This is a genomic window from Chryseobacterium tongliaonense, assembly GCF_041224435.1.
Taxonomy (GTDB): domain Bacteria; phylum Bacteroidota; class Bacteroidia; order Flavobacteriales; family Weeksellaceae; genus Chryseobacterium; species Chryseobacterium tongliaoense.
Genome location: NZ_JBGFFD010000001.1, coordinates 13,071 through 34,229, shown reverse-complemented (window position 1 = coordinate 34,229; position 21,159 = coordinate 13,071). Strand labels below are relative to the sequence as shown.

Annotated in this window: 20 protein-coding genes; 6 read left to right on the top strand and 14 right to left on the bottom strand. The window is 36.8% G+C overall.

What is annotated here, in order from left to right:
- On the top strand, positions 1 to 996 hold the full coding sequence (locus tag AB8P06_RS00170) for an enolase C-terminal domain-like protein (RefSeq protein WP_369836273.1): 996 nt from the start codon (positions 1 to 3) through the stop codon (positions 994 to 996).
- Positions 997 to 1,012: 16 nt separating this feature from the next.
- On the opposite strand, the gene AB8P06_RS00165 is transcribed toward AB8P06_RS00170, so the two are convergent.
- Complete coding sequence (locus AB8P06_RS00165) at positions 1,013 to 1,300, bottom strand: hypothetical protein (RefSeq protein ID WP_007842091.1); 288 nt, start codon at positions 1,298 to 1,300, stop codon at positions 1,013 to 1,015.
- A 26-nt stretch (positions 1,301 to 1,326) separates the two neighbouring features.
- The gene (locus AB8P06_RS00160) at positions 1,327 to 1,620 is read right to left on the bottom strand and encodes a c-type cytochrome (protein WP_369836269.1); all 294 of its coding nucleotides are present in this window, start codon (positions 1,618 to 1,620) and stop codon (positions 1,327 to 1,329) included.
- Positions 1,621 to 2,000: 380 nt separating this feature from the next.
- On the opposite strand from AB8P06_RS00160, the gene meaB reads away from it, so the two are divergent.
- Entirely contained in the window at positions 2,001 to 2,990 is a 990-nt protein-coding gene (gene meaB, locus AB8P06_RS00155; protein ID WP_369836266.1) for a methylmalonyl Co-A mutase-associated GTPase MeaB, read from the top strand.
- On the opposite strand, the gene AB8P06_RS00150 is transcribed toward meaB, so the two are convergent.
- Positions 2,987 to 3,523, bottom strand: coding sequence for a DUF4251 domain-containing protein (locus AB8P06_RS00150; protein WP_369836263.1), 537 nt, complete (start codon positions 3,521 to 3,523; stop codon positions 2,987 to 2,989). The genes meaB and AB8P06_RS00150 overlap by 4 nt on opposite strands.
- A 107-nt stretch (positions 3,524 to 3,630) precedes the next feature.
- On the opposite strand from AB8P06_RS00150, the gene AB8P06_RS00145 reads away from it, so the two are divergent.
- Both AB8P06_RS00145 and AB8P06_RS00140 read left to right on the top strand, forming a co-directional pair.
- Positions 3,631 to 4,437: a M48 family metallopeptidase gene (locus AB8P06_RS00145; RefSeq protein ID WP_369836260.1), complete on the top strand. Its 807-nt coding sequence runs from the start codon at positions 3,631 to 3,633 to the stop codon at positions 4,435 to 4,437.
- Positions 4,438 to 4,519: 82 nt separating this feature from the next.
- Positions 4,520 to 4,831, top strand: a complete 312-nt coding sequence (locus tag AB8P06_RS00140; protein ID WP_369836257.1) for a hypothetical protein — start codon at positions 4,520 to 4,522, stop codon at positions 4,829 to 4,831.
- Positions 4,832 to 4,869: 38 nt separating this feature from the next.
- Here the strand turns inward: AB8P06_RS00140 and AB8P06_RS00135 are convergent, their stop codons facing one another.
- From AB8P06_RS00135 to AB8P06_RS00100, 8 genes are all read right to left on the bottom strand, one after another.
- Positions 4,870 to 5,487: an outer membrane beta-barrel protein gene (locus AB8P06_RS00135; protein WP_369836255.1), complete on the bottom strand. Its 618-nt coding sequence runs from the start codon at positions 5,485 to 5,487 to the stop codon at positions 4,870 to 4,872.
- Positions 5,471 to 6,286, bottom strand: a complete 816-nt coding sequence (locus tag AB8P06_RS00130) for an ABC transporter ATP-binding protein (protein ID WP_369836252.1) — start codon at positions 6,284 to 6,286, stop codon at positions 5,471 to 5,473. The genes AB8P06_RS00135 and AB8P06_RS00130 overlap by 17 nt, the downstream gene beginning before the upstream one ends.
- On the bottom strand, positions 6,286 to 7,038 hold the full coding sequence (locus AB8P06_RS00125) for an MlaE family ABC transporter permease (RefSeq protein WP_369836249.1): 753 nt from the start codon (positions 7,036 to 7,038) through the stop codon (positions 6,286 to 6,288). The genes AB8P06_RS00130 and AB8P06_RS00125 overlap by 1 nt, the downstream gene beginning before the upstream one ends.
- Before the next feature lie 35 nt (positions 7,039 to 7,073).
- Positions 7,074 to 8,444, bottom strand: a complete 1,371-nt coding sequence (locus tag AB8P06_RS00120) for an exopolysaccharide biosynthesis polyprenyl glycosylphosphotransferase (RefSeq protein WP_369836246.1) — start codon at positions 8,442 to 8,444, stop codon at positions 7,074 to 7,076.
- A gap of 42 nt (positions 8,445 to 8,486) precedes the next feature.
- Positions 8,487 to 9,116, bottom strand: coding sequence for a 7-carboxy-7-deazaguanine synthase QueE (locus AB8P06_RS00115; RefSeq protein WP_369836243.1), 630 nt, complete (start codon positions 9,114 to 9,116; stop codon positions 8,487 to 8,489).
- A gap of 6 nt (positions 9,117 to 9,122) precedes the next feature.
- The gene (locus tag AB8P06_RS00110) at positions 9,123 to 10,007 is read right to left on the bottom strand and encodes a bifunctional 5,10-methylenetetrahydrofolate dehydrogenase/5,10-methenyltetrahydrofolate cyclohydrolase (RefSeq protein ID WP_369836240.1); all 885 of its coding nucleotides are present in this window, start codon (positions 10,005 to 10,007) and stop codon (positions 9,123 to 9,125) included.
- An 86-nt stretch (positions 10,008 to 10,093) separates the two neighbouring features.
- Complete coding sequence (gene pgi, locus AB8P06_RS00105; protein ID WP_369836237.1) at positions 10,094 to 11,734, bottom strand: glucose-6-phosphate isomerase; 1,641 nt, start codon at positions 11,732 to 11,734, stop codon at positions 10,094 to 10,096.
- Between the two features lie 177 nt (positions 11,735 to 11,911).
- A complete protein-coding gene (locus AB8P06_RS00100) occupies positions 11,912 to 12,823 on the bottom strand; it encodes a DUF4349 domain-containing protein (RefSeq protein WP_369836235.1) in 912 nt (303 codons plus the stop codon).
- Between the two features lie 206 nt (positions 12,824 to 13,029).
- Between AB8P06_RS00100 and AB8P06_RS00095 the strand changes: the two genes are divergently transcribed.
- Positions 13,030 to 14,388, top strand: coding sequence for an acyl-CoA dehydrogenase family protein (locus tag AB8P06_RS00095; RefSeq protein ID WP_369838351.1), 1,359 nt, complete (start codon positions 13,030 to 13,032; stop codon positions 14,386 to 14,388).
- Between the two features lie 117 nt (positions 14,389 to 14,505).
- Here AB8P06_RS00095 and AB8P06_RS00090 read toward each other — a convergent pair whose 3' ends face one another.
- The 3 genes from AB8P06_RS00090 to lon form a co-directional block, all read right to left on the bottom strand.
- On the bottom strand, positions 14,506 to 14,883 hold the full coding sequence (locus tag AB8P06_RS00090; RefSeq protein WP_369836232.1) for a DoxX family protein: 378 nt from the start codon (positions 14,881 to 14,883) through the stop codon (positions 14,506 to 14,508).
- A gap of 110 nt (positions 14,884 to 14,993) precedes the next feature.
- The gene (locus AB8P06_RS00085) at positions 14,994 to 16,106 is read right to left on the bottom strand and encodes an AI-2E family transporter (protein WP_369836229.1); all 1,113 of its coding nucleotides are present in this window, start codon (positions 16,104 to 16,106) and stop codon (positions 14,994 to 14,996) included.
- A gap of 183 nt (positions 16,107 to 16,289) precedes the next feature.
- Complete coding sequence (gene lon, locus AB8P06_RS00080) at positions 16,290 to 18,695, bottom strand: endopeptidase La (RefSeq protein WP_369836226.1); 2,406 nt, start codon at positions 18,693 to 18,695, stop codon at positions 16,290 to 16,292.
- Between the two features lie 259 nt (positions 18,696 to 18,954).
- Between lon and AB8P06_RS00075 the strand changes: the two genes are divergently transcribed.
- On the top strand, positions 18,955 to 21,108 hold the full coding sequence (locus AB8P06_RS00075; protein ID WP_369836223.1) for a peptidylprolyl isomerase: 2,154 nt from the start codon (positions 18,955 to 18,957) through the stop codon (positions 21,106 to 21,108).
- Positions 21,109 to 21,159: the final 51 nt, after the last annotated feature.

Here is a 21,159-nt window from a genome sequence, read left to right as displayed (position 1 = left end):
ATGAAATTGAATTATGAAATTAAAGTTCTTCAATTAAAAGAAACGTTCTCAATTGCTTACGGGAATTATGATATAAGAGAAGCGTTGCTTATAGAACTATCTTATCAAAACGAAAAAGGGTATGGAGAATGTGTTGCCATAGATTATTATCAGATTAATCTTCAGGATTTTATTTTAAAATTAAAAGAGATTCAGTTAAAAATTGAAGCTCAGAAGATGATTCATCCAAAAAAATTCTTTAAATTTTTACAGGGTTTGAATCTTCATGTCTTTTTACAATCCGCTTTAGACTGTGCATATTGGGACCTGTTCGGAAAGCTTGAAAACAAAAGCTTTACTGATCTTAATACACTTCCTTCTGAAAATTTAGTGGCCAGCTCAATCACGATATCTGTCGGATCAATTGAAAATCAGGTCAGGAAAATTGAACAAAGCAGCTGGAATAAATTCAAGATAAAATGTAAAGGTCTGGATAAAACCTATGTTGAAAAACTTTTGCAGCTAAACAGAAATATCGCTTTGGATTCGAATGCAAGTTTTACTGCTGAAGATTGTCTGTGGCTTCAGGGAACCCCGGAAATAAAAGATTTTTCTTATTTGGAACAGCCAAGGCCAATCAATCAGTATCAGGTTTTAAACAAAAACGGATCTGCCAACTGGATGGCGGATGAAGATTGTCAAAATATTGATTCTCTGGAAAAATTAGTTCCGTATTATAAGAGTATCAATATAAAACTAATGAAATGCGGAGGTTTGACGCCTGCTCTGGAGATGATAATAAAAGCAAGATCATTAAATTATAAAATCATGATCGGCTGTATGACCGAATCCACAGTAGGGATCTCAGCCGCATGTACTTTAGCGGGGCTTGTTGACTTTACAGATTTAGACGGAGCAAATCTTATTTCCAATGATTATGCAACCGGAAATTTTGTAGAAAACGGGAAAATAATCTTATCCGGAAAACCGGGACTCGGATTAGAGTTAAAAAAATAAGCTTTCCATGGAAAGCTTATTTTTTATTTACAGAAATCAGATAGTCATAAACCATTTGATGTTGGTCGTCACTCAATTTAGCTTTTGGAGCCATTCTGCTTAGGGTTTTTATCCATCCCTGATCATCATGTTTTGCAGGGTCCGGTAATTTATGGCACCTGTTACACGAATTTTCAAAAACAGTTTTTCCCTGAGCAAGTTGTTCAGATGAGGTGTATTTAGGGCCAGTTACAGCCACACTTTTAGGTCCACAAGAAACCATAAAAGCCGAACCTAAGATCATACTTAAAACTAACTTTTTCATAATAATATTTTTTTGTGAATGATATATTATTTTTTCACAGAAACAATATAATCGTAAACCCACTGGTGCTGCTCATCGGTTAATTTAGCCTTCGGAGCCATTGCATTCATGATTCCTACCCATTGTACAGCGTTATGCTTCGCAGGGTCCGGAAGTTTATGGCATCTTCCACATGAATTTTCAAAAATGGTTTTTCCTTGGGCAATCTGCTCAGCGGTAGATGTTGCGGGTCCTGTAGGTGCTGTTGCTGTTGAAACTTTTGGAGTACAAGAAGCTAATAAAACAGCAGTAAATGACGCTACAGCGATTATTTTTTTCATAGTTTTCTTACTTTTTTTGAATAATAACAAATGTAGGAAATTCCCTCTGTGATTGATAAAACAGTATGTAGTTTTAATTTAGAAGAAATAAAAATTGGAAACTGGAAAGAATGAACATGAAAGTGAATGGTCAATGGTGAATTTTGCTTCGCAAGTGAATTTTTAAATTGGCAGTAAAACGGATTGACCATTCACCATTCACATTAATAAATCTTCATGATACAGTGCATCTCTAAAATTGACAGTGAAACGGATTGACCATTCACATGATTAATTTTCACAATAAAAGTAGATCTCTAAGATTGACAACACAGCTAATTGACTATTCACCATTCACTTTCCCCATTGACAATTCACATTTAATTATTAATTTTGAATCAATGAAATTTTCTACAGAAGATTTAATAGAAGGAATACGGTCAGGTAACAAACGCCTGATTGCAAAAGCCATTACTTTAGTTGAGAGTAAAAAGGCTGAACACAGGCAGCAGGCTGAAGAATTGTTGAAAGAAATTATGCCTTTCACCGGAAAATCAGTACGTGTAGGGGTTACCGGAGTACCCGGAGCAGGAAAATCCACTTTTATTGAAAATTTCGGCAGACTGGCTATTGCTAATGGCAAAAAAGTAGCGGTTTTAGCGATAGACCCGAGCTCAGCAATAAATAAAGGAAGTATTCTGGGTGATAAAACACGGATGGAAGAGCTGGCCAAAGAAGAAAATGCTTTCATACGGCCGTCCCCAAGTTCCGGTTTTTTGGGTGGAGTTGCCAATACCACTTTTGAAACCATGATGATCTGTGAAGCGGCAGGCTACGATTATATCCTTATAGAAACCGTAGGAGTGGGGCAATCTGAGGTTCTGGTTGCCGATATTACCGATATATTCCTGTTCCTGAAGATTATTGGCGGCGGCGATGAATTACAGGGTATCAAAAGAGGAATCATGGAAATGGTAGATATTATTTTCATCAATAAAGTTGAAGAAAGCAATCTCCAGAAAGCAAAAACGACAAAACTTGAGCTCAAAAGGGCACTTGATTTTATTCCGGCTAAAGAAAAAGGATGGAAAGTACCGGTTTTATTAGGTTCTGCTCTTCATAATGAAGGTTTGGGTGATGTTTACAATACCATTGATGAATTTATCAGTCTGAAAAAAAAGACAGGAAGCTTTGAGGGCGTAAGGGTTCAACAGGCTGAAAAACGTTTTGAATACTGGGTTCAGGAATATATTCTGTCTATGATGAAGAAAAATAATTCAGTGGAAGAAGCTTATATTCAGCATAAAAAAAATGCTTCGGCAATGGTTTTCAATCCAAGTACCGAAGCAAAATTATTTGTTGAAAAATTTTTTTTTAAAGGTTCGGATTAAGGTTTTTCATTTTCATTCTGGGACACAAAACCGTCATAAGAAATAGGCTGTCTGTCATTGCTTCTGATAGAGGTAAATGCTCTTCCGTTTTTATAAACTTCTATAATGATATCTGAAACATTGCTTACGTCATTAGGCTTAATCTTTACAATCCAGGTTCCTTTTTTATTTTGTGACTGATCTACTGCAAAATCTTTTGAAGTAAAACGATAGCTGTTTTTATCGGTGTTTCCTAAAGTAGGATTAAATAAACGTCCGAAATAAGGAAGTACAACCTCTAATTTGTCATTTCTCAATTCTACCGTATAATTACCGTCAAGTTGTAGTATTCTTGTTGCTGTGGAATTCGGCATTGAATTCATAATGTTGATGACATCATAATTAGTCGGGTTTGCCCTTTCTGCATGAAAAGTAAATTCTTTGGAATTGACAAGTGCATCAACTGTTTTAGAATCTAGTTTAGTTTGAGAAGAGCAACTTTGAAAGAATAATAAAAATCCTGAGATCAATATTAATGAAATATACTTTTTCATAACACTAATAATTAGTAAATTTAAATAGCAAAATGTATGCAAATATATTCGTTATAAATTATTTTGGAATAAAAATTGTTAAAGTTGAATTATTAACACTCTAAACTATGAAATTAACTTATTTATTAGGGATAGGAGCAATTGCTTTATCAGTTGCGGCTTGTACTACAAACCCGATTACGGGTAGATCTTCTTTGCAGCTGGCAAATAATTCGGAAATTTTAACAATGTCTTCACAGGAATATAAAACGACATTGTCTAAATCTAAAGTTATTACAGGTACGGCAGATGCAAAAAGAGTGACAAGCGTAGGCAGCAGAATAAAAGGAGCTGCTGAGAAATATTACCAGAGTATAGGAAGATCTGCAGATCTTGCCAATTATAACTGGGAGTTTAATCTTATACAAAGCAACGAACTGAATGCCTGGTGTATGCCTGGTGGTAAAGTTGCCGTATACACAGGGATATTACCTGTTACTAAAAGTGATAACGGTTTAGCAGTAGTTTTGGGACACGAGGTTTCCCATGCTTTAGCGGGCCACGGAAACGAAAGAATTTCCCAGGCGATGGTAGCACAATATGGAGGCGCTATTTTGGGCGGAACAATTTCCAATGCTCAATGGGCAAATGTTTTCCAGAAAGTCTATCCGATCGGGTCACAGGTGGCCTTATTAAAATATGGCAGGAACCAGGAGTCTGAAGCAGATGAAATGGGCTTGTATCTGATGTCTATGGCAGGTTATGACCCTAGAGAAGCCATCCCTTTCTGGAACAGAATGGAAGGAGCATCTTCTGGAAACAGACAGCCTGAATTCTTATCTACCCACCCGAATCCTGAAACAAGAATTTCAGATATTCAGAAAGATCTTCCAAAAGCTTTGGAATATTATAAAGCTGCAGGCGGGAAAATATAATTTGAATTTTTAATCTTGTATATAAAGCCTTATTAAATTTTCACTAATTTGGTAAGGCTTTTAATCATCAAAACACATTATCATGAAGAGTTTATCAATTACCGGACTTATACTTTTGGCTGTATCAACTTTGCTTTTTTACCTTACCACCGATTTTACTGTTGAAAAAATAGGGCTTCCGCACATCATGGGAGTAATGGCCGGTGTAGGGATCGGTTTAATTATCGGCGGAATGGTTGGTTATGTAAGTAAAGGAAGCGCGATAAAAGCTGAGCAGAAAAGAAAAGAATTCAAACAATTGCAAAAAGACAAAGAAGACCTTGAAAAGCAGGCTGCCGAAATCGCAAAACGCCAGGCAGAGCTGGAAAGTGAAAATAAAAATCCTCAAATTTAATATTTGAGGATTTTTTTATAGTTGTTATTTTCTTCAGATTAGAACTTATATCCGATACCTACCATAAAAAGGTTTGGACGGTTATCATATCTGATGGTTTGATCTAGCTTATCACTGATGAATTCTCTTTCATCTTTACTGAATGCGCCTTCATATCTTGCATTGATAAGGAACTTTTTAATTTCAACCTGCGCTCCGAACTGGTAACCCACCGTGAAGTTATCTCTTGCATTTTCTTTAAAGTCATTAAAAGTATCTTCCTTACTTAAATTATAGCTTGCAACAGGTCCGATGAATACGCCAAGCATATCTCCCAATACCTTGTGACCTACCAGTACCGGTAAATCGATACGGTTGTTTTTAATGTCAAAAGTCGTATTGGAAACAGGGTCGGTAAATTCATTTTTAAAAGTAGTGTAATACAATTCCGGCATTACGAAAAATGCCATAGGAAGGTTTACTTTCATGGATAATCCCACGTTAAACCCTGTATTATTTTTACCTTTATTGTCTATTGCGTTGGATGCCGAATTAGAAATGTTTTTCCAAGAAGGTGATCCTGTAGGAAAAATTAAATTCGCTTTTGCTGCCATTGAAATCTGCGCTGATGCAAATAGAGAAAAACCTACTAATGCGATACTAAATACCTTTTTCATTGTCGTCTATTTTAGTGATTGTATTTTCAATCGTTTTATTATTTTCGAGTAAATACTCTCTCAATTCTTTGAACAGTTCTGATGAATAAACGAAGTCAATAAGATTTTTATTGCCTGCCGTGATCAGAATGTCTTTATTTCCTTCCCACTCTTTGATTCCCAATCTCAGATAGATAATCTTTTCACCGATGGTCATTACAGAGTTCATATCATGGGTATTGATGATCGTTGTCGTGTTATATTCTTTTGTAATTTCCAGTAGCAAATCGTCAATTACATTAGAGGTGTATGGATCCAGCCCTGAATTGGGTTCATCACAGAATAAATATTTCGGGTGGTTTACAATCGCTCTTGCAATCGCAACCCGTTTTTGCATCCCTCCGGAAATTTCAGAAGGAAATTTTCTGTTGGCTTTATCCAGGTGTACCCTTCCGATTACTTCAAAAACCCTTCTTTTCTTTTCTCTGAAAGTCAGGTTGGTAAACATATCCAGAGGAAACATAATATTTTCCTCCACCGTTAAAGAGTCAAACAACGCACTTCCCTGGAAAAGAGTTCCGATCTCGGAACGTAGATGCTGCTTTTCCTCTCTGTTCATTACATTGATATCTCTTCCGTCAAAAAGGATTTCCCCTGATGAAGGCTGATATACATTCAGTAAACTTTTCAGGAATACGGTTTTCCCTGAGCCACTCTGCCCAATGATAAGATTTACCTTTCCTTTATCAAAAGTGGTTGAAATTCCTTTAAGCACTTCAACATCATCAAAACTTTTCTTAAGATTTTTTACCTCGATCATTAGCTTAATATTAATTGGGTTAATACTAATTCAGAAAGGATGATGAAAACCATTGTCCAGACTACAGCCTGTGTACTTGCTCTACCTACCTCTAATGAACCTCCTTTTACGGTATATCCGAAATAAGAAGGAACTGTAGCAATGATAAAGGCAAAAACCGCAGTTTTGGTGAATGCATAATACATAAAGAGATTAGGCATATACATCTGGATCCCTGTTATATAATCTGCCGTTGTCCAGTTTCCAGTTAATGTTCCTGCAATATATCCCCCGAGAATACCGAATACAATACTGATGGCAATAAGCAGCGGATTGAAAATCACACATGCAATGATCTTTGGCAAGATCAGGAAGTTAGGTGAGTTTACACCCATAATATCTAATGCGTCAATTTGCTCGGAAACCCTCATTGTTCCTATACTGGAAGCAATATATGAGCCAACTTTTCCTGCCAGGATCAAGCTGATGATGGTAGGCGAGAATTCTAAAACCAATACGGCTTTAGTCGCATATCCTACAAATGAAGGGGGAATAGGGAAAGATGAAGCATCAAAATTATTAAACATCTGAATGGCAACAACCGCCCCAACGAATATAGAGGTGAAGATAACCAACCCGAAAGAGTTGACTCCCAAATCGTTTATTTCTCTCATGAACAGCTTCCAGAACACTCTCATTTTCTGAGGTTTCTGCATGGCTTTACCCAGAAGGATGATGTATTCTCCCACAGCTGTAAAAAACTTTTTTAACATTCTGCTAAATTAGACTTTTTTTATTAAAGCATTATTTATTTTGCGTTCTTATCTCCACTTATAACTAACAAAGTGGTTTTTAAAATAATCACCAGATCCAGAACAAAACTCCAGTTTCTTACATAAAAGGCATCGGCAAGAATACGCTTGTTCATTTCCACTTCCACATCACCGGAGTCACCCCTTAATCCGCTTACCTGGGCAAGGCCTGTAATTCCCGGGCTTACCATGCTTCTTAAGCTGTATCTCCCGATTTTGGGTTTATAGTAATTATCTACTGCAAGCATATGAGGACGAGGTCCTACAATAGACATTTCACCTTTTAATACATTGATAAACTGAGGCATTTCATCCAGGCTGGTTTTTCTCAGAAACTTTCCAAATTTAGTGATTCTTGAATCATTCTCAGCAGTTGTTTTTGTGGTCGATTCATCATTGATGACCATTGTTCTGAATTTGATACAATTAAATACCTCTTCATGGAAACCATATCTTTTTTGAAAGAAAAAAACAGGACCTTTTGATGTCAGTTTTATGATGACCGCAATGAGAGGAAACAGCCATGAGCATATAAAAATCAGGACGAAGACTGAAAAAACAATATCAAAAGTTCTTTTCAATAAAAAATTGGAATAATAATCCAAAGGATATCTTGCCTGATTCAAAACCGGCTGTGTCTGAATATATCCTAAGTCATACAAAAAGAAATCACTTTGTATAATACTTGGAATTAATGAAATATGAACTTTATTAGCTTCTGCCAGCATGAAAATTTCATCTTCCGTTTTCTCACTGAAAGCGTTTTCGGAAGGTAAAAACAACGTATGTATTCCGTTGGTTTTCCAAAATTCGACTAGCACATTTGAATCGATGGAAGAATGATTATAATCGAAAATTCTATATCCATAATCCTTTCTCTCTTTAAGAATGTTCTTTAATATTTCCGTAGAACTGTTTTCACTCAGAAACATGATATTTCTATGGTTGATCCCCAAACTCCTTACATATTTAATGGCAAAATAGATGATTGATTTGGCAAGGAAAATAAAAAAGAATAAATAAAAGGAAAGCCAGTAAATATCGGAATTGAAAAATACATTATAACTTACTTTTCCTATCAGTAAAACGCCCAGAATAAAGAGCATAAAATGGATAAGGAGCCGCTCAAGAAACAAAGTATACGTGAGATTTCTTGCAATATTATAAATCCTTGTCCTGCCACTCAGCAGCATCCAGAACAAAAATAATAACAGCAATGAAAAAGTATTCTGATACCAGGTTTCCTGATTGTATTTTAAATTTTCATTACGGGTGATAAAAAAGAATACAAAAACAGAAGCTATAACCAAAAGGTCTAGCAAAATAATAATCGATTTTAAATATCTAGAGTATCGAATTCTTTGCATCTATCAGCTTTATCAACGAATACGAAGCTAATTTACATAATTTTATGGGATATTCAGATATTTATGTGTCTGAACAGACGCCTGCCATTCGGGATGCGCTAAGATAAAGTCTGTAATTTTAGGATACATTTCATCACGCTTGCTCCACTCGCTCTGCAGATAGAGTTTGCAGTTTTCAGAAACTTTTGCAGCCTGCTCTTCCGCGAAGGAAAAATCATGATTGTTGAAAATAATTACTTTCAATTCACTTGCGTTTTTGTAGATCTCTTCTTTTGGAAGTCCTGTTTTCTTTGGTGAAAGGGTGATCCAGTCCAATTGTCCGCTCATCGGGTAAGCTCCGGATGTTTCAATATGAATAGTGCATCCCAAATCTTTTAACCTGGATGTCAGAATATCCAGATTCCACATAAGAGGCTCACCACCTGTCAGTACAATGGTTTTGCAGTGTTTTGCGGCGGTCTCTGCAATTTCTTCAGCATTCATCAACGGGTGCAAATCCGGGTTCCAGCTTTCTTTTACATCACACCAGTGGCATCCGACATCGCAACCACCTAATCTTATAAAATAGGCTGCTTTTCCGGTATGTGCCCCTTCTCCCTGAAGAGTGTAAAAATGCTCCATCACAGGGAGCATTTTACCTTCTTTTAATAAAATATCTTCTTCTTTGTTCATTTTAAATTAGTCGTTATAGACTGATGTTTTATAAGCAATGATGGTGTTTTTCATCAACATCGCTCTTGTCATAGGGCCTACACCTCCGGGAACAGGAGTGATCCAACTTGCTTTTGCTGCACAGCTGTCAAAATCCACGTCACCGGCAAGATAATATCCTTTTGGAGAATCATCATCTACTCTTGTAATGCCTACGTCAACAATTACAGCTCCGTCTTTGATCATATCTCCTTTTAAAAAGTGCGGATCTCCTAAAGCGGTAATGACGATGTCTGCTTTTTTAGTATACTCTTCAATATCTTTGGTATAAGAGTGGGTAAGGGTAACCGTAGAATTTCCCGGGAAGTCTTTTCTGCCCATAAGAATACTCATTGGTCTTCCTACAATTTTACTTCTTCCGATGATGACACAATCCTTTCCTTTAGTTTCAATATTGTATCTTTCCAGTAAAGTTAAAATCCCGAAAGGAGTAGCCGGTAGGAAAGTATCCATTTCCAAAGCCATTTTTCCGAAATTTTCAGGGTGGAATCCATCAACATCTTTTCTGGGATCAATAGCCAGAATGATTTTTTCCTGATCGATCTGATCCGGTAAAGGCAGCTGAACGATAAATCCGTCTACGTCTTTGGATTTATTTAATTCGTTAATTTTTTCCAGCAATTCAGATTCGGAAACGGTGCTTGGAAACTTTAAAAGAGAAGAACGGAATCCTACTTCTTCACAATCTTTTACCTTACTGTTTACATAAGCTTTACTTGCTCCGTTGTTTCCTACAAGAATGGCTACCAAATGGGGTGCTCTTCTCTTTCCTTCAAGGATTTTTTCAACTTCAAGCTTGATTTCTGCTTTTATTTCCTTGGATACTTTAAGTCCGTCAAGAATTTCTGCCATTTTATACTTTTATTTTATTAGATTTTTTAATACTATGATATCCTGAAATTCATCTGCATCCTGCCTGGCAACATTATTTTCTTTAATTATTTATTTCCTTTATAATAATTGATAAGTCCGTTGGTAGAGCTGTCATGAGAGCTGATGGCTTCATTATTCTCAAGCTCAGGTAAAATTTTATTGGCCAGTACTTTTCCTAATTCTACCCCGAACTGATCAAAACTGAAAATATTCCAGATCACTCCCTGAACGAAAATTTTATGCTCATACATTGCGATCAGTTGTCCCAATGTAAAAGGAGTTAATTCTTTGAATAATATTGAGTTCGTAGGAGTGTTACCGTGAAAAACCTTGAAGTTTAATAGCCTGTCGATTTCTTCATCCGATTTTCCTGCGTTTTTTAATTCTTCTTCCACTTCCTCTTCAGATTTACCGAATGCAAGGGCTTCGGTCTGTGCAAAAAAGTTGGCTAATAATTTATCCTGGTGATCAGACACTTTGTTACAGCTTTTCGCATAAGCAATAAAATCTGCAGGAATAAGTTCTGTTCCCTGGTGGATCAATTGATAGAAAGCATGTTGTCCGTTAGTTCCGGGTTCACCCCAGATAATTGGTCCGGTTTCGTATTCTACAAATTCACCGTTTCTGTCAACACATTTTCCGTTACTTTCCATATCTCCCTGTTGAAGATAGGCTGCAAAACGGTCTAAATACTGCGAGTATGGCAGGATTGCGTAGCTTGTTGCTGCATAAAAATTACGGTACCAGATTCCTAAAAGTCCCATTAACACAGGAACGTTTTCTGAAAATTCCGCAGTCTGGAAATGTTGGTCGGTGTCAAAAGCTCCTTTTAAAAGCTGTTCAAAATTTTCATACCCTACCGAAAGCACAATGCTTAATCCGATGGCACTCCATAAAGAATATCTTCCGCCAACCCAGTCCCAGAACTCAAAGATGTTCTCTTCCGCAATACCGAATTTTTTAACCGCTTCAATATTGGTAGACAAAGCCACGAAATGTTTCGCCACATCTTCCTGTTTCCCCGCTTTCAAAAACCAGTCTTTTGCCGAATTGGCATTTGTCATGGTCTCCTGTGTTGTAAATGTTTTGGATGCAATGATAAACAATGTGGTTTCCGGGTTTAGGTTTTTAACAACTTCTGCAATGTGATTTCCGTCTACATTGGAAACAAAATGAACATCCAGTCTTGTTTTAAAATGCTTAAGGGCTGAACAAACCATCACAGGTCCTAAATCTGAACCTCCGATTCCTATATTCACCACATCCGTGATCTCTTTCCCGCTGAAACCTTTGTGCTCACCTGAAATAATGCTTTCAGAAAAAGACTTCATATGGTCAAGAACCCTTTTAATCTGAGGTTTGATATTCTCACCGTCAACCAAGATTTCTTTATCTGAAAAATCCCTCAAAGCTGTATGAAGAACCGCTCTTCCTTCAGTCTCGTTGATTTTGTCTCCCGAAAACATTTTGGAAATAGCATCTTTTAGCTGGCATTCTTCAGCTAAATTTAATAAAAGCCCTTTTGTTCTCGCATCAATCAGGTTTTTAGAGTAATCGAAAAGAAAATTCTCTCTTTTCAAGGAAAATTCTTCAAAACGGTTCGGATTGTATTGGAAAAGACTTCTTAAATCGAAATCGTTTTCCGCAAAATGTTCGTCAAGTGCTTTCCAGCTGTTGGTGTGTGTAGGATTTATTTTTGATAGCATATATTCGAAGTTAGGAGATTATACGTTTCAGGAAATGTTTTGGAGGTTAAAAAGCTTAAATCCGTATTTTCAATTTCCCGATGTGCAAATTTACGGAAAAATAAAACCTCCGAAAAAATCGGAGGCTGTAAAATTTAAAATTATGATGATAACCCAAAGGTTAGGATAGCTTTACTCTTATTCGGAAATATTTTGAGTCGGTTTTTGAAACGATTTTCTTTTTCTCATGAAATAAATAATCACTGCCGCAATTAATAAAACAGGCCAGATGGTAATCAACCCAACTGCGATTTTCTGGATTAAATAAAACCCTTCTACAAAAGCATTCTTAGCATCATAGATAAAATTGAATTTATACTTATTGTCGATGTTTCTGGTATTGGTGATTGCAATTTCAGCAATACGAACTTTAGGTTCTCTGATGTAAATATCAATGGTGCTGTATTTCAGATGGTCTGTAACATCCATATTGGCCAGTTGCTGCATATTTTCTTCAGACATGTTTTCATTGCTCATTTTCACTTTATCTTTATTGGTCTTCAGTTGAGAGATATTTTCGCCTGTCTTTTTAATTCTTTTTCCTTCAAGCTCGGCATATTTTATGTCTGAAGTCACATCTTCTGCATTAATAGACCTTGAATTCAGGAAGAGTTTTTTAGTATTGATCAGTGTTAAAAGTTCGCCCAGTTTTGCAGTAGGAACACGTACCTGCATGGTATTTTCAGTCTGGTATTTTTTAACAAGCATTGCGTCTTCACCGGAAGTATTATAAGTATCCTCGGAAATTACATTACTGTGCAAATTGCTGTGGGTAACAAATCCACCAAGATCCTGCACTGATTTTTCAATGGAAATTGTTGCTTCATACACATCCTTTACTTCCATATTTACATCTGCCGTTTTAATGAACTGCTTGTCTTTTACGTTCATGGTTGCAGCAGAAGAAACACTGTCTGAAACCACTGCGGATGCTGAATCTGCATTGGCTGAAAGCTCATATTCGCTTGCCGTTGCTTCCCCTTTTTTACAGGAATAAACTCCTAACAGAATAACGGCTGATAAAGATAATTTTAGGTAAGTAGTTTTCATAATGTTGATTTTTAATGTTTTGCTTACACCAAAGTTCAACCCGAATCATTTGTAATGTTTGAAAATCAAAAGTAAAAAAGTTGTAAATGTAAAAGTTGATTTAATTTGTTGTAAGACAGTATTTTGTAAAACAAATAATGAAGAAGGGATTTATTTTCGGATTGATTTTTGCTGGGTTTTTACAAATCAAAACCACAACTATAACTATGTCCAATACCTTTTCCAAAATCAGAAACGCGATAGAATTATTCAGATCAATAGATTTTGATCAGTTAAGTGCAATTTCCCAAAAAGTAGACCTGCCGAAGCTGATGCAGAATTTTTCAAAACTGGATGATAAACAATTAGGTGGATTGATGAAAATGCTGGATCCTAACAAACCTAAGAAAGAGCTTCCTCCGGTTGACGGGGACTTTTACGACATTTACCATACTTTGACTCCCGAACAGAGAGAGATTCAACTTAAAGTGAGGGCTTTCATGGAAAAAGAAGTGAAACCTTTAGTAAACCATTACTGGTTACGGGATGAATTTCCTTTTGAGCTTATTCCGAAATTTCAGAAATTAGATATTTGTGGAGTTACCTATGAGGGCTATGGCTGTCCGGGAATGCCTTTTCTGATGGAAGGTGTTATTGCGATGGAAATGGCAAGGATTGACGCTTCTATCGCTACATTTTTCGGTGTACAATCAGGATTGGCAATGGGCTCGATTTATATTTGTGGATCAGAGGAACAAAAACAAAAATGGCTTCCCCAAATGCAGAAATTTGAAAAAATCGGAGCGTTTGGGCTGACGGAGCCTGAGGTAGGTTCCGGAGCAGCAGGAGGCTTAACCGTTACCTGTAAAAAAACTTCTGATGGCTGGATTCTGAATGGCCAGAAAAAATGGATCGGGAATGCAACTTTTGCTGATTTAGTGATCATCTGGGCCAGAGATCTGGATGATGGGGAAGTAAAAGGATTTATCGTTGAAAAAGATAATCCGGGTTATTCGGTTGAAAAGATTAAAGGTAAAATGGCCCTCCGTATCGTACAGAATGGCCTGATAACATTAAAAGACTGTTTGGTCACTGAAGAAAACAGGTTGCAGAATGCCAATTCGTTTAAAGATACAGGGAAAGTACTGCGGATGACCAGGGCAGGAGTAGCTTGGATGGCGACCGGCTGTGCAAGAGGAGCATATGAAAGTGCTTTAGATTACACCAGAAAAAGAGAACAGTTCGGGAAACCGATTGCTTCATTCCAGATGATTCAGGGGCATCTTGTAGAAATGCTTTCCAATCTTACAGCCATGCAAACTATGGTTTTCAGGTTATCCGAAATGCAGGATGAAGGAATTCTGAAAGATGAGCATGCTTCGTTAGCTAAAGTTTTCTGTACTTTAAGAACCCGGGATATTGTTTCCAGAGCCAGAGAAGTGATGGGCGGAAACGGGATCCTGCTGGAATATGACGTAGCAAGATTTGTTGCAGATGCAGAAGCCATTTATTCCTATGAAGGAACAAAAGAAATCAATTCACTGATTGTCGGCAGATCGATAACCGGTTTCAGTGCATTTGTCTGATATAATGTGAATGGTCAATAGTGAATTGTGAATTTTGCTACGCAAGTGAATTTTTAAAATTGACAGCGAAGCGAATTGACTATTCACCATTCACTATTGACCATTTAATCATGTATTTCAGCTGATCAAAGCTTTGTATTTTTCTTTGTTGTCAATAATCATCCAAAGGTTGATCAGAAACATAACTCCTGCGATAGACATTCCCATCGGAGATTTATCTAATGTGAAAACGTGTGCAACAATTCCCACCATTACAGGTAAAATAACAATAGCTCCCAAAGCTCTAGTTTTAGGAAAAATAAATAAAAGCCCTCCGATGACCTCTACTGTTCCCACTAATGGCATTAACCAACTAATTTCTCCGAACGCCGTAAAGAGTTTCATTTGTTCCGGCGTCGGTTTTTCCATTGGCATATAATTGAAGAATTTGTTTAATCCGGCATTGATAAACATAAGTCCGAAAAGAAGGGACAGGATAAATTTTACAATTTTCATGAGTTGATTTTTTTATTAAAATTAAATAAAATTCCAATCCGTTGATTAAAAACTAAATAAATTTTAAAATAATTATCAAATTTTCACTTTCAATTGCTCTTGCTTATGAATCAATCCATTTCTTTTAAGGTGATATTCTTAGAAATTTTATAAGATTTTTTCTTTTTATGCGGCCTCTCTTCTTCACCCAGTAATTTGCCCCAGGGCTTAAGTCCATCCACTCTTTCAAAAATTATTTTAATGATGGCAATGGCAGGAATACATAAAAACATTCCGGCAATTCCCCACAAATGTTCACCTAATATAATTCCGATAAAAGAAAACAAAGCATTAATCTTTACTTTCGAGCCTACTACAAAAGGAAGGACGATATTTCCATCAATGATATGCACGGCGATATATCCGATTGCAACATAAATACAGGTGGAAGGCGTTGCTGTGGCAAAGGCAATAAAGCAGGAAATCACCAGTGAAATGCATATTCCAAGATAAGGAATTACATTCAATAAACCGGTTAAAACGCCTAAAAGAATGGCATACTTTACCCCTAAAATAGTGAGGACTGTTGAGGTAAGTATGGTTACAATAATCACCTGAAGGCAAAGTCCGATGATGTATTTTTTGGTCATGATCCGTACTTCGGTTACCACCTCCTGTACACTTGCTTTATGTCTTTCATTAAAAACAGTGACGATGAAATTGTTTAAAATTCTTCTGTAGTTTAAAATAAAAATAAAGAACAGGATAAAAAATAAGATAAAGCCGAGGCCTGATGAAAATATCCCGAATGTGAAGCCCAAAATTACTCCTGATGAAGAAAGAAGCTTGTCTAATCCCTGGTCAAGATAATCCAGTTGCTCATCAATTTTAACATGGAAAGTATGGGAAACCCAGGTTTGGAGATTGTTAAATACGGTGGTAAACTGAGCCCTGAGATGTGGAATGTCTTTGGTAAAGCTGGATAATTGTGATCCGAAAAAATAAATCAGTCCCGTTAAAATAATCAGCATAATCATTACGGAAGTCATTGTAGATAAGGATCTTGCGAATCTCAGTTTCTTTTCCATAAAGGTGGCAATCGGCAAAAAAAGCATTGCCATTAAAAATGCCAGAAAGAAAGGTGCCAAAATGCTTTGTCCTAAGGCAAGAAGGTATCCGAGGCCGATGATTGAAACGACAACAAGGGTAAGCTTAACGAGGAAAGGGAGTCTAAGAAAATTCATACTTCAAAATAGGTAGCATAAAAATAAGAAAACCCTCCGAATTGAAGGGTTTTAAATTTAGTTAACTTGAATTCTTTTCATAATACCTGTGAATTCAATTCCGGTTAGACTGTATAAATCAAAAACACGTCCCAAAAATCTGAGATGTGTTTTCCTTTATTGAGAAGTTGATATATGTATAAGTTATTTTTCAATTGCAATTTCTACTACTTCTTCCATTCGGTTGACATAGTGTACTTTCAGGTTTTTTAAATATTCTTTTTTTATTTCCTCCACATCCTTTCTGTTGGCTTCACAAAGGATAACTTCTTTAATTCCTGCTCTTGTTGCAGCAAGAAGCTTTTCTTTGATTCCGCCTACGGGAAGAACTTTCCCTCTGAGGGTAATCTCTCCCGTCATGGCAAGATGAGGTTTTACCTTTTTATTTTTGTAGGAAGAAACCATTGAGGTCAGCATTGCAATCCCTGCAGAAGGTCCGTCTTTTGGAGTAGCTCCTTCGGGAACATGAACGTGGATGTTTTTCTTTTCGATATCTTCCTGTGAAATTCCCAGCTCATCATACCTGGCCTTAATATATTCCAAAGCAATTGTTGCAGATTCCTTCATTACGGTACCAAGGTTTCCTGTCATGGTAAGAGCTCCTTTTCCGTTGCTTAAAATACTTTCAATAAATAAAATATCTCCGCCCACACTTGTCCATGCTAATCCGGTAACCACTCCCGGAACTCCGGTGATTTCCGATAAGCTCTTCGGTCTTGGAACGCCAAGGATTTCGTCTACTTTTTCAACAGAAATTTTAGCATCATATTCTTTCAATAAAGCCGTCTGTAAAGCAACCCAACGGGCGATGGAAGCCAGCCTTTTCTCAAGAGATCTCACTCCGCTTTCGGAAGTGTGCGCTTCAATAATATGTTTAAGTTCAGCATTTCCAAGTTTGAATGATTTGGAATCCAGTCCGTTTTCTTCCTGTTGCTTTTTGATCAAGTGTCTTTTGGCAATTTCTATTTTTTCTTCCAATGTATATCCGGCGATCTGAATGATTTCCATTCTGTCTAAAAGCGGAGTCTGAATAGTAGAAAGCGAGTTTGCCGTAGCAATGAACATTACTTTCGAAAGATCATAACCCATTTCAAGGAAATTATCATAGAAAGATTTATTCTGCTCAGGATCAAGAACTTCTAACAGCGCAGAACTGGGATCTCCGTGAAGTCCCTGGCCTACTTTATCAATTTCATCCAGAACGATTACAGGATTTGAGGTTCCGGCTTTTTTGATAGACTGAAGAATTCTTCCTGCCATTGCCCCGATATAAGTCTTTCTGTGGCCCCGGATTTCACTTTCATCATGAAGTCCTCCCAGAGAAACGCGAACATATTTTCTTCCTAAAGCATCGGCAACAGATTTACCAAGAGATGTTTTACCCACTCCCGGAGGTCCTACCAATAATAGGATAGGAGATTTCATGTTGTTTTTTAATTTCAAAACAGCCATGTGTTCAAGGATTCTTTTCTTGATATCTTCCAATCCGAAATGGGCTTTGTCTAAAACCTTTTCAGCTTTGGCAATATCAAAAGTATCTTTGGTGTAATTTTCCCATGGCATATCCGTAAAGAAATCTAAATAATTTCTTTGTACATTATAGTCTGGGGAATTTGGGTTTTGTCTTTGTAACCTGTTGATTTCCTTCTGGAAATGTTCTTCTACTTCAGCGCTCCATTTCTTTTTTCCTGCTTTAGCGATCAGGTCTTCAACATCACTTTCCGGCCCGCCACCCAATTCTTCCTGAATGGTTCTGATCTGCTGATTTAAAAAATATTCTCTTTGCTGTTTGTCAAGATCCTTTGATGTTTTCTGATGAATCTGATTTCTCAATTCCAGTTTTCTGAAATCTTCGTGCATCATTTCATAGCATTTGTTGGCTCTTTCCATCAGGTTTTTCTCTTCAAGCAGTTTTTGCTTTTCAAGAGAAGGGAAATTGGCATTGGTGCAGATGAAGTTTAATAAATCATCGTTGTTATTGATGTTTTTGATCGCAAAATTGGCCGCATTGGGAATATTCGGATCAAGCTCAATAATCTTTAAAGCTAAATCTTTAATATTCTCCAATAGAGCATCATATTCTTCCTTATGTTTCGCTCTTGCGTCTTTTAACTTTGAAATTTCGGCTTTGAAATAAGGCTGGGTTTCCGTAAACCTCTTAACCTTAAACCTGTGGAATCCTTTAGTAATAGCTGTGATATTACCTTCGGGAAGCTTTATTATTTTGATGATTTTGGCCAGTGTACCGGTCTGATAAAGATCTCTTTCCGTAGGTTGTTCCAAATCTGAATTTTTCTGACTTACAATTCCAATGAAATCTCCGTTTTTTTGAGCTTCTTCAAGGAGCTGTATCGATGCTTTTCTCCCTGCAGTAATAGGAATTACCACGTTGGGAAACATTACCATATTTCTTACAGGAAGTATAGGGAATATTTTCTGTCCGGAATTTTTATCAGTCTCCGAAAAATCGGAAAGATTGATTTCCTCAGCCACAATATCAAATCCATCGCTGATCATTTCTTCTAAACTAATATCTTCAAATTCTGTCATAGTTGATCGGATGACAAATTGTCATTCTCGTTTTAAATCGTTATAGTGATATTTCACAATATGCCTGAAAAGTACAGAACATACTGTGTGGCCTTAAAATGCACAAGACCTATGCCATTTGTTTTTTGCTAAAAAATATGGTCAAAATTTCCTTTTTTATATAATTTGAATTTTAAAATTTAAATAAAGAGACTTAGATTTCTGTAATTTCTTAAAAATGTGTATTTTCGCAAACTGATAAAAAACTATAATTTATATAATGGCAATTTTAGGACAGATTAGGAATAGACCCTGGCTTTTGATGGGAGTTATTGCATTGGCGCTTTTAGCGTTCCTGGTAAACCCGGATAGTATCGATAAGGTGTTTGGTAAAAATCCTGATGTTTTAGGAAAAGTAAATGGTGAGAAAATTACCCGCGAAGAGTTTAACGACCAGCTTTTCGTATTGCAGCAACAGGCTGATCAACAGGGCCAACCGAAAAACGGACTTGAAGAACAGGCATGGCAATTATTGGTTCAATCCAAATTGATTAAGCAGCAATTCGATAAGATGGGCTTTGAAATGACGGAAGATTATTTCTGGAATCAGATCCAGTATGATCAGATGTTTGCTCAAAACAAACAATTCTTTGATGAGAAAGGTAATTTCAAAACTCAGGAACTTAAAAAGCAGGTTGAAGATTTAAAAACGACAAGCGCAGAAGGCTACAACCAATGGTTGAAAACCAGAAAATCTGTTGAGTACAGAATCATGGCAAGACAGGTATTTGCTAATGTTTCTACAGGTATTACTACAGGTAAAAAAGAAGCGGAAGAGTTGATGAGACAAAGAGATCAGTTAGCTGATATCGATTTTGTGAAAGTAGACTATGCTTCATATCTTCAAAAAAATAATATCAAAGTTTCAACTGAGGATTTGGCAAATTACATTAAGCAGCATCCTGTAATGTTTAAAGCTGAACCAAGCAGAAATATCGGAATCGTGTATTTCCCTTCTCAGCCAAGTGCTGCTGATGACGCTGCCGCTCAGAAAGAAATTACAAAATTATTCTCAGGAGGCACTGATGCAAGTGGAGGGAAAGAAAACTTCCAGAATACAACCAACGACTCGATGTTTGTAATGGCAAATTCTGATATGCCTTTCAACAACCAGTATTTAAAACCGAATCAATTACCGCAAACCATCCAGGGGCAAATTGCTACTGCTGCGATCGGTCAGACTTTCGGTCCTTATAAAGAACAAAACTTCTATGTGGTTTCTAAACTTTTAAATAAAAAGACTTCAGATTCTACATTATCAAGACACATCCTTATTGCTTTCAAAGGAAGCCCTGCAGGAGAAGGTGTTAAAAGATCTAAAGAAGAAGCCAAAAAACTGGCAGATTCTATCGGAGCTATTGTAAAAGCTACACCGGCTAGATTTACAGAATTCCTTAAGCTTTCAAACGATCCAAATTCTGCTGCACAAGGTGGTAGTTTAGGGTGGACTACACCTGAAACGCCTTTCGTTCCGGAATTCTTAACTTATTTAGCAAACAACCCTAAAGGTGCTACAGGAGTTGTAGAAACTCAGTTCGGTTATCACATCATCAATATTGAGGATAAAAAACCGGGAGCAATGGGTTATAAAGTGGCTAATATTGTAAAAGCGATCAAGCCGTCTGATGCTACAGAAGCAGATACAGATAAAAAAGCAAGAAGATTTATCCAGCAGGTTCAGGGGAAATCTTTCAACGATTTCGTAAACATTGCTAAAAAAGGAAACTATCAGTTCTCAAATCCGAAAACGGCTAAAAGATTTGATGGTCAGTTACAAGGTTTAGGAACTGAAAAAGACGGAGATATTCTGGCTTGGGCTTTCGATAAGAAAAGAGAAAAAGGAGATACGGAATTCTTTACAGTAGACGGAACCGGTGATAAAATCGTTGTTTACTTAAACGGTAAGCAGGAACAAGGCCTTGCAGATCCTGAATCAGTAAGAGATCAGATTGAAGTTATCGTTAAAAATAAATTAGCGGCTAAACAAATCTCTGATAAAATCGCTGCTGCAAAAGCAACAGGTCTTGATCAGGTTGCCAAACTGTTTGCTACAACAAAACAGTCTGCGCAGGTTAACTTATTAAATCCTTCAGTAGCAGGATCAATGGAACCTAAAGTTGCCGGAGCTGCATTTGGTGTGGTAAAAGGTAAAGTTTCCAATCCGGTTGAAGGTGGAACAGGGGTTTATGTTTTAATTAAAAAGAATGAAACCATTAATAAACAACCTGGTGATCTTAAACAATTTATACAGTCTGTTAACCAGAGAAATGCAGGAATGTTCGGTCAGGCTTGGTTAAAGAGCTTGCAGGACAATGCTGATATTGAAGATTACAGAATTGAAATCTGGAATAAGGCGGGTAACCAGCAACAATAAAAAATCATACATAATTGATATAAAAGCGGCAAAATTTTTTGCCGCTTTTTT

Coding starts and splice junctions, on each gene's coding strand:
- AB8P06_RS00170 (WP_369836273.1), top strand. CDS start 1: ATGAAATTGAATTATGAAATTAAAGTTCTTCAATTAAAAGAAACGTTC.
- AB8P06_RS00165 (WP_007842091.1), bottom strand. CDS start 1,300: ATGAAAAAGTTAGTTTTAAGTATGATCTTAGGTTCGGCTTTTATGGTT.
- AB8P06_RS00160 (WP_369836269.1), bottom strand. CDS start 1,620: ATGAAAAAAATAATCGCTGTAGCGTCATTTACTGCTGTTTTATTAGCT.
- meaB (WP_369836266.1), top strand. CDS start 2,001: ATGAAATTTTCTACAGAAGATTTAATAGAAGGAATACGGTCAGGTAAC.
- AB8P06_RS00150 (WP_369836263.1), bottom strand. CDS start 3,523: ATGAAAAAGTATATTTCATTAATATTGATCTCAGGATTTTTATTATTC.
- AB8P06_RS00145 (WP_369836260.1), top strand. CDS start 3,631: ATGAAATTAACTTATTTATTAGGGATAGGAGCAATTGCTTTATCAGTT.
- AB8P06_RS00140 (WP_369836257.1), top strand. CDS start 4,520: ATGAAGAGTTTATCAATTACCGGACTTATACTTTTGGCTGTATCAACT.
- AB8P06_RS00135 (WP_369836255.1), bottom strand. CDS start 5,487: ATGAAAAAGGTATTTAGTATCGCATTAGTAGGTTTTTCTCTATTTGCA.
- AB8P06_RS00130 (WP_369836252.1), bottom strand. CDS start 6,286: ATGATCGAGGTAAAAAATCTTAAGAAAAGTTTTGATGATGTTGAAGTG.
- AB8P06_RS00125 (WP_369836249.1), bottom strand. CDS start 7,038: ATGTTAAAAAAGTTTTTTACAGCTGTGGGAGAATACATCATCCTTCTG.
- AB8P06_RS00120 (WP_369836246.1), bottom strand. CDS start 8,444: ATGCAAAGAATTCGATACTCTAGATATTTAAAATCGATTATTATTTTG.
- AB8P06_RS00115 (WP_369836243.1), bottom strand. CDS start 9,116: ATGAACAAAGAAGAAGATATTTTATTAAAAGAAGGTAAAATGCTCCCT.
- AB8P06_RS00110 (WP_369836240.1), bottom strand. CDS start 10,007: ATGGCAGAAATTCTTGACGGACTTAAAGTATCCAAGGAAATAAAAGCA.
- pgi (WP_369836237.1), bottom strand. CDS start 11,734: ATGCTATCAAAAATAAATCCTACACACACCAACAGCTGGAAAGCACTT.
- AB8P06_RS00100 (WP_369836235.1), bottom strand. CDS start 12,823: ATGAAAACTACTTACCTAAAATTATCTTTATCAGCCGTTATTCTGTTA.
- AB8P06_RS00095 (WP_369838351.1), top strand. CDS start 13,030: ATGTCCAATACCTTTTCCAAAATCAGAAACGCGATAGAATTATTCAGA.
- AB8P06_RS00090 (WP_369836232.1), bottom strand. CDS start 14,883: ATGAAAATTGTAAAATTTATCCTGTCCCTTCTTTTCGGACTTATGTTT.
- AB8P06_RS00085 (WP_369836229.1), bottom strand. CDS start 16,106: ATGAATTTTCTTAGACTCCCTTTCCTCGTTAAGCTTACCCTTGTTGTC.
- lon (WP_369836226.1), bottom strand. CDS start 18,695: ATGACAGAATTTGAAGATATTAGTTTAGAAGAAATGATCAGCGATGGA.
- AB8P06_RS00075 (WP_369836223.1), top strand. CDS start 18,955: ATGGCAATTTTAGGACAGATTAGGAATAGACCCTGGCTTTTGATGGGA.